The following is a 15,496-nucleotide window of genomic DNA, read 5'->3' as shown; positions in this document are numbered from 1 at the left end:
CGACGCCTTCCTTTCTTAGATGAGCGGATTAAACAAAACAAAGCAGCACAGAGGCTGCTTTGTTCTGGTCTCCAGCTTATTTATTTCACTGTTTTATTTTCTGTTAGATTCCCATGCAGCTTTCGCTGAGTCGATTACTTCATCCCATGACGCTTCATCGCTCAAGTATTTCTGGATGCTTGCTCCGACTTCGTCTTCGCCCCATCCAGTCGGATAGCCCATGAATACCCAGCCGATTGTCTCGCCTGCTTCAGAAGCATCGTATACCGCTTTAGACAGCGGATCCGAGATTTTTGAAGTGTCGTAGCCTTCGTATGCAGGGATGAATTTGAAATCTTCCACTACAGCCGTTTTACCTGCATCAGACGTATACAACCAGTCCAGGAAGTCTTTTGAAGCCTCAACCACTTCTTCGTCAAGGTTTTTATTTACTGCCCAGTACATCGGCACGCCAACAGGAAGTCCGCCTTCTTCGTAGCCGTCAACCGGGATCGGCAGCATGTCGATGCCGTTTTCAGCGAATTCAGGATCGATGCCTTCGATCGAACCGTAAGCCCAGTTCCCCTGCTGGATCATCGCTACGCGTTCCAGTGAGAACAATTCTTCAACCTGCTGTGAATAATCCAGGCTCACAGTCGGCTGTTTCGAATATTCATTTTGCAGGTCAACGATTTTCTTGAATGCATCTGAATAAGTGAAATCGATTGTTGCTGAGTCATACGCACCCAACACATTGTGGTCGAATTCAGGTGCGATGAACGTGTTCGACAAATGCAGGCCCGTCACCCATTTCTCTTTGGCTGGCAATGCGAAAACAGATTCTATTTCAAGTTCTTCTTTTTTCGAATCAAGGATTTTCACCGCTTCTTCAAGACTTGCAAAATCCGTGATTGAAGCAGGATCGACTCCGGCTTCTTCAAACAAGCGCGTATTATAGATAAATCCGTAGCCTTCCTGGTTATAAGGCAATCCGAGAACGTCGGAATCCACTGTTACGCCATCAAGCGTGCCGTCCAAAGCAGCTCCTGCTGCCTCAGTGTCTGTCAAAACAGCCAGGCTGTCCTGCCAATCCGCCACATCCTGCGGTCCGCCGATATTGAAGATCGCCGGCTCGTTTCCTGAAGCAAATTTCGAGCGCAACGCCGCCCCGTAATCTTCTCCACCGCCGACAGTCGTAATTTCAATATTCACATCGGGGTTTTCTTTTTCATACACTGCCACTACATCTTCAAATTGGTCTTTAAATTCCACTTTGAACTGAAATACATCAACTGTTACCTGGTCTCCGCTTGCTGCCGAACCTTCTTCATCATCTCCGTTGCCGCATGCTGCAAGTAAACTTGCCGAAACCAATAGTGAAGCCAACAATCCTTTTTTGAATGTGAACTCTTTCATGGATATGTCCCCCTCCGATTTTTGTGCAATCGTTTGCACAATGACTAAAAATAAAAATGGAAACTCCTGAATAAAGCGTTTCCAACTTCCAATTATTTGTATCGTATCATAGTGAAAACGTTTGCACAATATCCAAAAAAATAATTTTTATTTAATTCTTTCTTCGGTGACCGGATCGAAGAATCGCGCTTTTTCCAAATCGAATGCCATCGGGAATACCATACCTGCTTCGAGTTCAATATTCGCTTCGACACGGCCGACAAACGGCTGATCTTCTAGTTTTCCGTAAACCATGTATTCAGATCCCATCAATTCCACGACGTCCAGTTTTACGCTGACTGTCGTTTCATCGACGTGAGCTGTATGGCTGATATGCTCGGGGCGCAGACCGATTACGATTTCTTTTTTGTCCTGGCCTTCAGGCAGCGCTCCTGTCGGAATCCACAATTTTGTCTGTCCGGTAATAAAATAGTCGCCTTCGATGCGGCCCGGGAAGAAATTCATGGCCGGCGAGCCGATAAATCCTGCAACGAACATGTTGACTGGCTGATCGTATACTTCTTTCGGCGTGCCCACTTGCTGGATGACCCCGTCTTTCATGATGACAATCCGAGTAGCCATCGTCATCGCTTCCGTCTGATCATGCGTAACGTAAATCGTCGTCGTTTTCAGGCGCTGGTGAAGTTTTGAAATTTCCGTACGCATCTGGACGCGCAACTTCGAATCGAGATTGGATAATGGTTCATCCATCAGGAATAATTTCGCATCACGCACAATGGCCCGGCCGAGTGCGACGCGTTGGCGCTGACCGCCTGACAGCGCTTTCGGTTTTCTGTTCAGGTAATCCATCAATCCGAGAATTTCGGCTGCATTTTTAACACGCGCCTTGATTTCCGCTTTCGGCATTTTTTTCAGCTTCAGGCTGAATGCCATATTTTCATAGACTGTCATATGCGGATACAAGGCGTAGTTCTGAAACACCATCGCGATGTCGCGGTCTTTCGGTTCCATGTCGTTCATCTTTTTGCCGTCGATCGAAAATGTTCCGGACGTAATATCTTCAAGTCCCGCAATCATGCGAAGGGTTGTCGATTTTCCGCATCCCGACGGTCCGACGAAAACGATGAATTCCCCGTCTTCCACTTCCAGATTAAAATCTTTCACTGCCTGTGTTTTATTGTCATAGCTTTTTGTCAGTTGATCCATCAATAATTTTGCCACGATTTCACTTTCCTTCCAGTACAAGTAATGCAGCGCCAAGTACTCCGGCATCGTTGCCGAATTCCGCTGTAAGGATATTCAATGGGTTGAGCAATAAAGGTTTCAATTCTTCCTGCAATTGCGGCCACCAGTAGTCGGCTGATTCCGATACCCCACCGCCGATGATGACAGCTTGCATATCGAAAACCGCCTGCAATGAACTGATGACGATTGCGAGATCATAAGCGAACCCTTTCATCAATCCGGCAGATTTTTCGTCCGTGGCAGCTGCTTTGAACATTTCAAGCGGGCTCATATCCAGTCCCGCTTCACGGATGCGCCGCTGAATACCTGTGCCGGAAACGTATTGCTCGTAACAGCCCTTACGGCCGCAAGCACATTCCGCGCCGCCCGGATATAAGGTCAGATGTCCAAGTTCCGCTGCGCCGCCGTTCGGACCGCCGCTTAATAATTTACCGTCCCAAAGGATGCCGCCTCCAAGACCTGTGCCAAGCGTCAAGCAGACAACCCGGTCCAGCCCTTTTGCCGCTCCGAACTTCGCTTCTGCCAATGCTGCACAATTGGCGTCGTTTTCTACTTCCACCCGTTTTCCGGTGGCCGCCTCCAATTGCTCTTTGACAGCAGTGCCTGACCAGCCCGGCAAAGCATCCGTCGAAAAGATGATGCGCCCCAGCTTCGGATCGACGAATCCGTGCGTGCCGATGCCGATTGCTTCAACATCCGGAAACTGCTTTAAAAGACGGAGGACATTTTCCTCCAAATACGTATACAGCGGAAATTGCGTCGCTATTTTTTCGTCGTACAGCAGTGTGCCGGCAGTGTCAATGATGCCGAGGCGGATTTTTGTGCCGCCGATATCCACTCCCAAAACATTTGCCATTCTGTCCCTCCTCCATCAGTGAAGTAATCTTATCATAACCGATAATTTTTCATTTTCTAGGATTTTTTATTGAACACGGCTGTTTCATATGGCCGGAGAACCAGTAGTTCGTTGCTTTCCAGCGAATTGTAATTGCCGATCAAAAGTTCACCGTCCGGCAGATCGAATTGCTGTTCGCGGTCTGAAAAATTGCAGTATACAGTCAGTTTTTCATCCTCATATTCACGTGTATAGGCAAATACGCTGTCATCGTCACGGTGCAGTAAAGTGAAATTCCCGTGCGTGATGATCTCCATTTCTTTTCGCATGCGGATCAGTTTTCTATAGAATTGAAAAATCGAATTTCCGTCATCCTTGTTCAATGTATTGATGTCCTTATAGTTCGGATTGACGCCGAGCCACGGAGTTCCTGTTGTAAAACCGCCGTTCGCATCACCGTTCCACTGCATCGGAGTCCGCGCATTGTCGCGGCCTTTTACATAGATCGATCGCATGATGGTATCGTGCGGAACGCCCCCGCTCCGTTTTTCGTCATACATATTCAGCGTTTCGATGTCCCGGTACTCATCGATCGAATCAAAGCGGACATTCGTCATGCCGATTTCTTCACCCTGATAGATATACGGGGTCCCTTGCATGAAATGAAGGCAGGCTGCAAGCATTTTTGCCGATTCGATCCGGTATTTTCCGTCATCACCGAAACGTGAAACGATTCTCGGCTGGTCGTGATTGTTCCAATAGAGGCTGTTCCACCCCTTCTTGTGGAGGGCATGCTGCCAGTGTTCCATATTGTGTTTCAGGTCGGTCAATTTGAGCGGTTTCAAATCCCATTTTTCTCCACCAGTCTGATCGAGCCCCATATGTTCGAAAGTGAAAATCATATTGAGTTCCCTGCGCTCAGGATCCGTATAATTGACGGCATCCGCAACCGACGCCCCAGGCATTTCGCCGACTGTAACGATATCGTACTCCGCAAGCACTTCACGGTTCATCTCCTGCAGATAATCGTGAATTTTCGGGCCATTCATGTAATACGGTCCGCCGTCTCCATCAGGTGCGTCAGGCAACTCGGGATCTTTTGAAATCAGATTGATGACATCCATCCGGAAACCGTCGACACCTTTATCAAGCCACCAGCGCATCATTCCATAAACCGATTCACGCAAGTCGGGATTTTCCCAATTCAGATCCGGCTGCTTTTTCGAGAACAGATGCAGGTAGTATTGTTGCCGCTGTTCGTCGAATTCCCACGCTGAACCGCTGAAGAACGACTTCCAGTTATTCGGCTTGCCACGCCATATGTAATATTCGGGTTTGGAGCTGAACCAGCCATGTTCATCGGACGTGTGATTGACGACCAGATCCATCATCAATTTCATCCCGCGGGCGTGCATCTGCTCGAGCATTTCATCGAAATCCTCCATCGTTCCGAATTCAGCCATGATTTTTTGATAATCACGGATATCGTATCCGTTGTCGTCATTAGGTGAATCATACACCGGCGACAGCCAGACAATATCGATTCCGAGATCCTCCAGGTAATCCAGTTTCTGAATGATCCCTCTTATATCTCCGACACCGTCACCATTCGCATCCATGAAACTTCTCGGATAAATTTGATAGACTGTTCCCTTTTTCCACCATTCTGTCATTCCAACACTCCTCTCATCTCGTAAACATGGAATATTCTAACATGAAGCATTCGGAATTGGGAATGTGGATTAAAAGATGAATTCAATAAAAGCATCATGTGTTAACTCATTTATAATTTATGTTGACTCATTTTCCCTGCTTTATTATACTTTGTTTAATACATAAATTGGAGGACCTCATGACTACCATAACGAAAAGCAGATCTGCAAATCATTCAAAAACATTGAAATTAGTCCATATCGGCATGTTTTCAGCGTTGATGGCGATCGGTGCCAACCTGACATCTTTTCTGATCATCGGCGGCGTGCCGATCACGCTTCAGACATTCTTTGCTATTCTTGCGGGGATCCTGCTCGGCAGTAGGCTCGGTGCTGCCGCTATGGTGGTCTACACTTTTATCGGCCTCGCCGGTGTACCCGTTTTCGCAAAATTTTCAGGCGGCATGGATACCATCATTTCACCGACATTCGGATTTATCCTATCTTTTATCCTGCTTGCCTATGTCGTCGGCTTGATCGCTGAGAAAATTCCGACGCGCAAAGGATTTGCCGCTGCTGCCCTAGCCGGACTCGTCATCAATTATGCCGTCGGGACGAACTGGATGTATGGGGCTTATAAATTATGGTTCGCTGCACCGGAAGGGTTTACGTATGCCCTCGCCTGGGCCTGGATGGTTCCGCCGCTGCCAAAAGACCTGATCCTAGCGGTGCTCGCCGGACTTTTCGGTTTCAGGCTCAAACCGATCATCAAGAAATTCATGTAGCACAGAAAAGCGACAACGGCCGTTCAGCTCCGACAGGCATAAGACGAGCCAGCGAAGTGGCCTTGGCCGCGCAGCTGGATTAGCTTATGACCCGAGGAGTTGGCCCGTTGGAGTCTGGACACCGAAAAGCGATAACGGCCATTCAGCTCCGACAGGCATAAGACTGGACAATGAAAAAAACCGGTACGGGAAAGATCCCCGTACCGGTTTTGCTCGTTATTATCGTTTTGTTCTGACAGGTGCGGCTTTCCACTTTTCATGGAGCCAGTTTTCAAAATCTTCACCTTTGTCGCCTTTATACGTATCATAGATGTCGCTGCGCATTTTTTGCAGCTTCTCTTTGAAATCTTCGTAGCTGTGGTTGGCAGGCAGACTTTTCTTGATGCGGACAAGCACTTTATTGGCATCTTTGATCAGTTCATGTTCGTTGCGTTCCGGCATTTCAACTTCTTCGCCGAAATTCTGCAGCGCATCATACGCTGCTTCCTGCACCTGATAAACCGGGTCATTTTTCAGACGGTTTGTCAGGATGCTGACAGTCTGTTCCGTTTTCCAGTTGGCAAGCTCCTCAACAGCAGCCAAACGTTCCTTCCAGTTGGCCATGCGGTTGACAGCTTTTTTCAAATCATCGTAATTCGGCGGCGTTTCTTCTTTGTATTGATGGTGTGTCAAGTTCATTCTCCTTTTATTCATTCTTCTCTGCGAAGGATGGAGTTCTGCATTTCTTGTTCGAAATTACATCGCTGTTAAGAGTGTACCATTTTTTTCGTCCTCTTTCACTTTTTTCATTTTCTGCCGAAGTTTAAGTTTGGAGGATTAAGGAAATAAAAATAAAGACTTCTAAATGCATCGGAGGAGAACAAATGCAGACAGCATATAAGGCTTTATTGACGAAAGAAGATTTTGAAACACGCAGTGATCTGCCGGAGTGGCTGAGAAACGAATACAGGACCTTTCATCATACCGTCACCGACAAGACATTCCCGTGTTATTTCGGAATGAGCGGTGAACTGAAAGGTGAATTGAGATACGCATACATAAGCCGGGATGACTGGTCGCAGCTTCCTGTTGCAGTCGGAGAATTCCTGTCCCTGTTCAATGACCCGAAACATAAGCGGCACGGACTTTTCGTATTTGTGGAACCATTTGAGACGGAAGGCAGCCTGGAGCAGTACCGGGATGAATTTTGGGCAATCCTGCAATATCTCCACAATGTCGATGAAATGGAGTGGCCGACGGATAAACCGACAGATCCGGATCATTATCTATGGGATTTCGTCTTTAACGGCGAACCGATTTTCGTGTTCGGCAATGCGCCCGCCTATAAACGCCGGAAAACGCGCGACCTTGGCAATGCGATGGTGCTCGGCTTCCAGCCGCGCCGCATCTTCGAAGGGTTGACAGGTACGGAAAAAGGCGGCATCATGTCCCGCGAAAAAGTCCGCCAGCGAGTGGAGAAGTGGGACCAGCTGCCGACGCATCCGGATATCAGCCATTTCGGCGATCCGGAGCACAATGAATGGAAGCAATTCTTTATCGGCGACGACAGTGAACCCATCCAGGGGAAATGTCCGTTTTCACATAAAGCGATGAAATAAGCAAAAAAAGCTTCGCGTTTGCGAAGCTTTTTTTGCTGGAATTCATTTTACAGAGATGCAATGGCAGAGATAAAACGTTCCACCTCTTCTTCGGTATTATAAGGTGCCAGTCCTGCCCGCACCCAGCCGCCGGTTTTATTGACATCCAATACGTCGCCTAACGTCGATGCATAGAAATGGCCCGAAGCAGTGAAAATGCTGTGCTCTTCAGCAAGGAACACGCACACATCCTGCGGCTCATACCCTTCAACCTGAAAAGCGATTGTCGGTGTTTTCGCCACGTCCTCCCCTGCCTGCCATAAAGTCACTTTTTCGATTTCTGCAAGGCCGCTCCGCAGACGCTGCGCCAATTTGTTTTCATACTCCTCGATGACATGGAAACCGGATACGATTTTTTCGCGGCGCGTCTGTCCCTCACCGAATGAAGCGAAAAATTCGATGGCCGGACGGATGCCGGCAATTCCTTCATGGTTCTGAGTCCCCGTCTCGAGTTTATCCGGATAATATGTCGGCGATGTCGTCAATTTATATGGCGCCAGTTTTTCAAAAACATCTTCACGGATTGCCGCAATGCCGATATGCGGCCCGAAGAATTTATAGACAGAGCACAGGAGGATATCGATATCCTGGGAATCACGGTCTATCACAAGATGAGGGGCTGCATGGACTGCGTCCGCCACCACCAGTGCACCGACTTCCCTTGCCCGTTTGACGGCAGGTGCAAGATCCACGACCGTGCCGATGGCGTTCGAAGCCATGCCGAGTGCCACTACCCTTGTTTTATCATTGATCAACGATCCGATATCGCTCATATCGAGCGTAAGCTTTTCTTTGTCTACAGGGATCCAGCGCACTGTCAAACCGCGGTCCTCCGCCATCATCAGCCATGGGTCTACATTTGCGCGGTGGTCCATTTCTGTCACGACGATTTCATCGCCCGTTTTAAAATTTTTACCGAGTGCGTTCGCGATCGCGATGGTAAGTGTCGTCATATTGGCGCCGAATGCAACTTCGTTCGGCTTCACATTCAAAAAGTCAGCGACAGTTTCCCTCGCTTCTGAAATGATTTGCTCCGTCTCCCAGCTCGACGGGAAAGTGCCATGAAGATTTGCACCGCCTCTCAGCATATAACCGGAAATCGCAGTGATTGACTGAAGCAGGACCTGTGATCCTCCCGGGCCGTCAAAATAAGCGGCCGGTTTTTCTTTATACTTTCGTTCGAGTGCCGGAAATTGCATCTGCACCTGCTCGATTGGAAAAACGGTTTCTGTCGATTTCACGTATAACATCCCCTTAGTGTTTTACTGTCCCCTAATAGCTGCAGAAAGGTCCGTTGATCAGGCTTCGGCTGAACGGACAGTCCTTCTTCCACAGTTTATCAAAATATTCTTCATTTCACCTTTTCAGCGTCCAGGCCATTCCGTTTCCCAGTCAAAAAGCTTGCCAGAACAGGGTTAATGTTTTATCCTTCTTTATTGACATCATTATCTATTCCTTAGGAGGCCTTTATGGACCAATTTGAAAAATCGGTTGAAGTTTTCATTGAAAATGCCGGTTGGATGGCCCCTTTTTTCTTCGTACTGCTACATTTGATCAGGCCATTCCTGTTTCTGCCTGTAATCGCCGTATGTGTCGCCGGCGGTGTTGTCTTCGGATTCGTCCATGGTGCGCTGCTATCTTTTGCAGGTTTATTGCTGATGAGCGCCATTACGTATTTCCTGTTGAAACGCCTGCCCCGTTTCTATCATAAAATGACGGATTTAAAAGATCGGATTTTTCCGGACAGAACGCTCACCGTCGGTCAGGTCATGCTTCTTCGCATCATGCCTTTCGTCCATTTCCAGCTGCTTTGTTTCTATCTGATGGATATGACGAAAAGTTTTAAGGAGTACATGTATTATTCCGCCCTCGGCCTGACGCTTCCCGCTGTGGTCTATACAGCATTCGGACAATCAATCACTGAATTCCCGTGGTATCTGACACTCGCTTTCCTGTTTGTGCTGATTGCTTTGTTTCTGGCAATCGACAGATATCATAAAGCCGGCCCTGTCCAACAGTAAATTTCCCCTGCCTGTCATGGCGGGGTTTTTTATTATCCTCGAAAATGGGTATAAAGATGTTACAGCTGTTTTGAAAAGGAGAATCATTATGCCATTTTTCAACAATAAAGGAATCCGCCTGTTTTACGAAGATATGGGGAAAGGAAAACCGCTGATGCTATTGCATGGGCTCAGCAGCAATCATCAGATGTTCTACCGGGAAATGGAGTACTTGAAAGACAAATTCCGGCTTATCGCGCTCGATTCCCGCGGGCACGGGGAATCCGACAAGCCGGAGGAATTTACACTGGAAGACCATATTGAAGATACGGTCGCTTTACTCGACCATCTTAGACTCGATTCGGTTTATGTTCTCGGCATTTCAATGGGCAGCTATATCGCCCAGGGTGTCGCCATCAGACAGCCGAAGCGCGTGGAAAAGCTGATACTCGCTGCCACAAAATCCTTCGGAACACAATCGTCCATGACGGAATTGTTCGAGCGCTATAAAGAAGATTTTGCCGGACTGAGCATTACGGAAAAATTGAATCTTTCGTCGAAATTCATCTTTCATGACCTGAAAACCGTCAATGCCTGGCAAAAAGAGATTTCCAAAAGGAGCCGGATGCTGACAAATAAACAGCAGGGTGCCGCAGCCAACGCTTTAAAAAACTTTGATTTCCGGGGTGACCTGAAAAGGATCACTGCCGAAACACTTGTGATCAGCGGCAAATACGATGGCTTGAATCCTCCTGCAAAAGGGCGGGAAACGGCTGTATTGATCCCGGATGCCGATTATATGGAATTCCAGGATTCCGGACATGCGCCAAATGTTGAACAGGTCCGACTGTTTCTCGGGGTCGTCGAAAAATTTCTTGGTTCGGATTGAAAGATTGAAAAAGAGAGGCGCCCCTCTCCATTCGATATAGTCAGGCTTTCATTTTTTCATCGAGCAGCTGAAATGCCCGTTCCAATTCTTCCTGCGGAACCGTCGGATACAGATCTCCGAGGCTGACTTCAAAATAACAGCTGGCTGCATCGATTTCCTTACATACCCCGATAAGCCCACCCCCGATTCCTGCTGTACCTCAGCAAGGATTCGGGCAGCTTCTTCTGCCGGCTTACGGATATGCACATGGAACATATTCGACACAGGAACTTCCGGCAGTGTCGAAACACCTTCGCAGGAATTGTAAAATGCAGCAAGCTTTTTGGCTGATTCGTAATACTCGCCCATCTTGTCTTTGCGCTTATCGAAATAATAATCTGCCGTGAAAATATAAGGATAAAGTGAAATCAAATCACCGCCGTAACGTTTTTTCCAGACTTTTGACCGGTTGGTAAACGATTCACTTCCGGCCAGGATCGCACCGGCCACTCCGCCGATCCCTTTATACATCGACAGGTAGACGCTGTCGAAGAGACTGCAGATTTCCTCGGCCGTCCGGTTGTAGAAAGGCAATGTTTCCAATATCCGGGCACCGTCCAGATGCAGCCGCACGCCATTTTCCCGGCAGTATTCCGAAATCGCCTCCAGCGTTTTATAATCCGGCAGCTGCCCCCCGATTTCACGCTGCGGCAATTCGAGCAGCACGCAGGAAACCGCCGGTTCCATGGAGCGGATGTCTTCAAGTCCGATCACCTTATTGCGGTCCGTGAGCAGCACGGATTCAATGCCGTGCAGCTCCTTCAAGCCGTCTTCTTCATGAATCTCCAAATGGGATAACGGGTGATAAGCGACTTTTGCTGCCCCCTGTTCATCGCACCAGATTCGCAGTGCAATCTGCTGCGCCATGGTGCCGCTCGGGAAAAACACTGCTTTTTCTTTCCCCAGGAATGTCGCCATCTTCTTTTCGAAATCTTTGATGGCAGCTCCTGTTCCGTAAATATCAGATTTAACTTTCCCCTCAATTTCCTCAAACGCCTTTTTTAATACGCCCGCATTCCTCGGACCATGGCCCGACAGCTGAAAACTTGTTTCATCAAATGATTTTTTGAGCAATTCCATGTTATTCAGTTCACCCACCGCCTTTATCTGAAAAATCTTACTACATCCATCACTATACCATTGATCCGTGAAATCAAAAAAAAAGAAAGCCGGCATTCTGCGCACATTCCTGCGGCCAGCCGGCTTCCTACTCTATCTATTATTGATGTCCTGTAAATCGTGCAGGTCCGCTGCTTTCGGCCGGCAGAAATAATAGCCCTGGCCTTCATTGCATAATTCTTCACTCAAATACTTCAATTGAACAGCATCTTCAATCCCTTCGGCCACCACTTCCATCCCCAGTCTATGCGCCAGCGCAATGATGGTGGCAGTGATGGCTTTGCCGTTCAGGTCATGATTGATATCCTGGACAAAGCTCCGGTCGATCTTTACACGATCAAATGAAAACTGGCGCAAATAATTGAGCGAAGTAAAGCCGGTGCCGAAGTCATCGATTGAGATCGAGATTCCCAACGCTTTCAGATTCGCCAGCCTTTCCTTCAAAACTTCTGTATCTTCAAGCAGGATGCTTTCGGTCACTTCCAATTCCAGCCATTTGGCATCAAGCCCTGTTTCGTCCAACATGTTTTTGACCAATTGGACAAAATCCGGCTGCTGAAGCTGGATGATCGAGATGTTCACGCAGATGCGGAACGGCGGAAAACCTTGGTCCTGCCATTTCTTGTTTTGTAAGCAGGCTGTCCGGAGGACCCATCGGCCGATTTCAATGATTTGCCGGCTGTCCTCCGAAATCGGTATGAACTGATCAGGCGGCACCATTCCCAGTTCAGGATGGTCCCATCTGATAAGTGCCTCCATTGCAGCCAGTTTCCGGGATTTCAAATCCATGATCGGCTGATAATGAATGAGGAATTCGTCATTGGAAAGAGCAGTTTTCAATTCCCGCTCGAGCGTAAGTTTATCCGCATTATCGGTGTTCAATTGCGGTGAAAAAAGAGAATAGCTGTTTTTACTGTGTTTCTTTGTATAAAGCATTGCAGCCTCAGCATGTTTGATCAAATCATCCTGAACTTTTTCTGCAAAGACGATGCCGATACTTGCCGTCAACGACAATTGCTGGCCCAGAATTTCTACAGGTTCAGACAGTTTATCATTCAATTTTTTCGCACAGTCGATTGCCGATTCACGGCTTGCATCCGGCAAGAGGACAGCAAATTCATCTCCCGCAAAACGCCCTACAGTAGCTGATTCTGTCACACATTCCGTCATGCGGATGGCTGTTTCCTTAAGGAAGATATCCCCGTACTCATAACCAAATAAATCATTGATGTATTTGAATCGATCCAGATTTAAGAACAGGACAGCCGGTGATGTACCGGAATTGCCCGAAATTTTCAAAGCCTGCATCAGCCGGTCCTCGAACAATTTACGATTGGGCAGCTTAGTCAAATGATCGAAGAACGTCATTTCTTCCAACAGCCTCTTATGTTCATTTTTATTGGTGATGTCTTTTGCAATGCCGTAGGCCCCTGTAATCTGGCCGGCCTGCTGCATCGGAAAGTTAGTCACTTCGATATTGATGCGCTTGCCGTCTTTTCTGTAAAGATCGATTTCATAGCGGTTCGTATGACCTTTTAAAGCTTCGTGAAAATTATGCACGGCCTTCTCCAAGAACTCCGGTGCAATCATGGGCATGAAGGTCATCTTCCTCAACTCCTGATAAGGATACCCCGATAGCGCCACTGCCCCTGGATTCACATCGATGAAGTTCCCTTCACGATCAAAAGAAAACACGGCGTCCGGATTCTCATAGAAGAGTGAATTGAATCGTTCTTCACTGTCTTTCAAGCTCTTTCTCGCCAGGACTTCTTCCGTAATATTGATGACACTTCCTACAAAAACCTGTTTGCCATCCATTTCGGAAATGGTTGAATGGATTTCAGCATACAGCATACAGCCGTCGCTTTTCATCGCTCTGACCCGGTAACGTGCAGCTTTCGACTTTTTACTGGATAACTCGGAAATCCGCTTTCTTAATTTCGGCATATCTTCTGGATGCACAATATCTTCCAGGGTGATTTTGCCTGTCAAAAAATCATCTTCCGAATACTTAAGCAAGCCACACAGGCAGTCATTGACATAGATGAATTTTTCTTTTTCTATTATATACATGCTTACAGGCACTTTTTGAACAATATATTCAAAAACTTCGTTTCCTATAGGGACATTATCTCTGGTGTTGAATTTTATACTTTGTGGTAAGTTGTCCGGCTTTGGGTGATGCCCGTCCTTCATATATCTGTATCCTCCCAAAGTTATTAGATTGGCAATGAATAAGTTAAAAAATAACAAAAAATTATGCATTGCAATTAATAATACCAAATCCTCCAACACAAAAATAGTATTTGCTTAAAATTTCTATGTTTTATTTTCCACCAACTTCCATGTACCGAATTGTTCCACACCAGCCCCATAACACATTGAAAAAAGCGTTTCCCTTTTACGGAAAACGCTTTTTTCATCTTTATTGTCCAATCAGTTCAGCATAGACAATGAGCCGCTCAGCCCTTGTTCCGCGGTCAGAGTCGTAAGCACCGGAACATGTGATGAGCACCAGTTCAGGAGATGACCTGTAACCGAACACCGACGATACATCCGCCAGCTCCAATTCGACCGATTCCATGGCATAGACTTTAAACACCAGCCGGCTGCCTTCGCCTTCTACAATGATTTCATCACCGGCCGCCAGTTTTGAGAGGTCCCAAAACACAGCCGGGCTGTCGATGCCATCTACATGGCCGGCAATCACCGCCCGTCCATTTCCCCCAGGCTCATAACCGGGTTCGAACCAGCTGACTTCATCGATTGTTGACGGCACAGCCATTTCCCCATTATCGGTGATTCCAAGGTGCAGCACTTCGGCTTCCACTCCAATGGAAGGAATGGCTATCTTTTCTGGAGCAATCCCGTCATTCTTTACTGCATTGATCGGATTTTCAGCCGGTGCCCGAGATGTTTTCACCGGTGTCACGGGTGTCTGTTCTGCGGCAAAGCCGACATTTTCTGTGCGGATACCGACTTCATCTTCTGTATTCTGACATCCGGCAAGCAATAAAACTGCGCCAGTCAAAATAAGGAGAAAATCAGTTCTGAAACCGTTTTTTCACTACAACTCCACCACCGGCAACAACAGCTGCAAGTGCTGCAATCATTAACATCCAATTTGTTTGGTTCTGTTCAGGAATGCCTAGGCCGGTTGATGGCATGCCGTCCGGAGAAGCCGCCATTTCATAATCCACCAAAGCGATCACTTCTAATGAGTCGACTGTATTTACTGCGAACACACTGTATATAGTATTTGCAGCAAGTTCAGTTCCTTCAAGCGGCAATACTTGTGTTCCGTCCGGAAGGCGTATTTCAAGGTCATAAGTACCAGCATCCAATTCAGCATAATCAGTGATTCCCGGGAATTCTGCTCCGCTGAACACTGCGTCGCCGCCAATTACACCTACATCAACTGCAGGAGCATCAGGAGATAGATGGCCAACACGGATTTTCGTTTTTCCTTCAGTTACTTCCATTGAATCCTCAGCAACGACGAATTCAAGCGATTCCACCAAATTTGCTGCTGCCACTGTATAAGCTTTACCGGCTTCTACAGTAAGATCAGCTTGAAGAACAGCAGCACCTTCAGCATATTCTGTTCCTGCTGCAAAAACTTCTACATTATGTGTGCCTGCTGGAACATCCAGATAACCGGAATCCGCTTTAAATGGCACATCTTCCAAAGTCAGGTCGCCATTGACGTATACATCTACCGCAGGCGCGTCAGGTGATGCATGGACCACTCTCAATTTTGCAGTATCGCCTTCTGCCATGACTCCAGCTGCGAGCAGTGAAAATACCAAAGCAAATGCGACGGATACTGAGACGAAAATTTTCTTCATGTTAACCATTCCTTCTTCCTGTTTAATATTTGTATAATTAATATACAACTTA

13 protein-coding genes and 1 pseudogene are annotated in these 15,496 nt (G+C 47.2%); 4 read left to right on the top strand and 10 right to left on the bottom strand.

From position 1 onward, the window contains the following. Positions 1–93: 93 nt before the first annotated feature. The 4 genes from IQ294_RS13385 to IQ294_RS13370 form a co-directional block, all read right to left on the bottom strand. Positions 94–1,395 (bottom strand): ABC transporter substrate-binding protein, encoded by a 1,302-nt coding sequence (locus tag IQ294_RS13385; protein WP_203334553.1) that lies wholly within the window; start codon positions 1,393–1,395, stop codon positions 94–96. A 147-nt stretch (positions 1,396–1,542) separates the two neighbouring features. Continuing rightward, the gene (locus IQ294_RS13380; RefSeq protein WP_203334576.1) at positions 1,543–2,616 is read right to left on the bottom strand and encodes a sn-glycerol-3-phosphate ABC transporter ATP-binding protein UgpC; all 1,074 of its coding nucleotides are present in this window, start codon (positions 2,614–2,616) and stop codon (positions 1,543–1,545) included. Between the two features lie 4 nt (positions 2,617–2,620). Continuing rightward, positions 2,621–3,496, bottom strand: a complete 876-nt coding sequence (locus tag IQ294_RS13375; RefSeq protein ID WP_203334552.1) for an ROK family protein — start codon at positions 3,494–3,496, stop codon at positions 2,621–2,623. A gap of 56 nt (positions 3,497–3,552) precedes the next feature. Further along, complete coding sequence (locus IQ294_RS13370) at positions 3,553–5,148, bottom strand: glycoside hydrolase family 13 protein (protein ID WP_203334551.1); 1,596 nt, start codon at positions 5,146–5,148, stop codon at positions 3,553–3,555. 179 nt (positions 5,149–5,327) lie between these two features. On the opposite strand from IQ294_RS13370, the gene IQ294_RS13365 reads away from it, so the two are divergent. Beyond that, positions 5,328–5,912 (top strand): biotin transporter BioY, encoded by a 585-nt coding sequence (locus IQ294_RS13365; RefSeq protein ID WP_203334550.1) that lies wholly within the window; start codon positions 5,328–5,330, stop codon positions 5,910–5,912. Positions 5,913–6,131: 219 nt separating this feature from the next. Here the strand turns inward: IQ294_RS13365 and IQ294_RS13360 are convergent, their stop codons facing one another. After that, positions 6,132–6,590, bottom strand: a complete 459-nt coding sequence (locus IQ294_RS13360; protein WP_203334549.1) for a HEAT repeat domain-containing protein — start codon at positions 6,588–6,590, stop codon at positions 6,132–6,134. Between the two features lie 185 nt (positions 6,591–6,775). On the opposite strand from IQ294_RS13360, the gene IQ294_RS13355 reads away from it, so the two are divergent. Then, positions 6,776–7,510 (top strand): YqcI/YcgG family protein, encoded by a 735-nt coding sequence (locus IQ294_RS13355; RefSeq protein WP_203334548.1) that lies wholly within the window; start codon positions 6,776–6,778, stop codon positions 7,508–7,510. 47 nt (positions 7,511–7,557) lie between these two features. Here the strand turns inward: IQ294_RS13355 and IQ294_RS13350 are convergent, their stop codons facing one another. After that, entirely contained in the window at positions 7,558–8,799 is a 1,242-nt protein-coding gene (locus tag IQ294_RS13350) for a cysteine desulfurase-like protein (RefSeq protein ID WP_238942836.1), read from the bottom strand. A 219-nt stretch (positions 8,800–9,018) separates the two neighbouring features. Here IQ294_RS13350 and IQ294_RS13345 point away from each other — a divergent pair, with 219 nt between their 5' ends. Both IQ294_RS13345 and IQ294_RS13340 read left to right on the top strand, forming a co-directional pair. Then, entirely contained in the window at positions 9,019–9,570 is a 552-nt protein-coding gene (locus tag IQ294_RS13345) for a TVP38/TMEM64 family protein (RefSeq protein WP_203334546.1), read from the top strand. An 88-nt stretch (positions 9,571–9,658) separates the two neighbouring features. After that, entirely contained in the window at positions 9,659–10,438 is a 780-nt protein-coding gene (locus IQ294_RS13340; RefSeq protein ID WP_203334545.1) for an alpha/beta fold hydrolase, read from the top strand. A gap of 40 nt (positions 10,439–10,478) precedes the next feature. On the opposite strand, the pseudogene IQ294_RS13335 reads toward IQ294_RS13340, so the two are convergent. The 4 genes and pseudogenes from IQ294_RS13335 to IQ294_RS13320 all read right to left on the bottom strand — a co-directional run bounded on the left by IQ294_RS13335 (position 10,479) and on the right by IQ294_RS13320 (position 15,444). Continuing rightward, positions 10,479–11,557, bottom strand: a pseudogene (locus IQ294_RS13335) (threonine aldolase family protein). 132 nt (positions 11,558–11,689) lie between these two features. Continuing rightward, a complete protein-coding gene (locus tag IQ294_RS13330) occupies positions 11,690–13,792 on the bottom strand; it encodes a sensor domain-containing protein (RefSeq protein ID WP_255536302.1) in 2,103 nt (700 codons plus the stop codon). A 229-nt stretch (positions 13,793–14,021) separates the two neighbouring features. Further along, on the bottom strand, positions 14,022–14,609 hold the full coding sequence (locus IQ294_RS13325; RefSeq protein ID WP_238942835.1) for a class F sortase: 588 nt from the start codon (positions 14,607–14,609) through the stop codon (positions 14,022–14,024). Between the two features lie 31 nt (positions 14,610–14,640). Next, complete coding sequence (locus tag IQ294_RS13320) at positions 14,641–15,444, bottom strand: DUF4397 domain-containing protein (RefSeq protein ID WP_203334542.1); 804 nt, start codon at positions 15,442–15,444, stop codon at positions 14,641–14,643. Between the last annotated feature and the right edge of the window lie 52 nt (positions 15,445–15,496).

It is taken from the genome of Planococcus beigongshangi (assembly GCF_016820495.1).
Taxonomy (GTDB): Bacteria; Bacillota; Bacilli; order Bacillales_A; family Planococcaceae; genus Planococcus; species Planococcus beigongshangi.
This window is presented reverse-complemented; position numbering and strand designations above follow the sequence as displayed.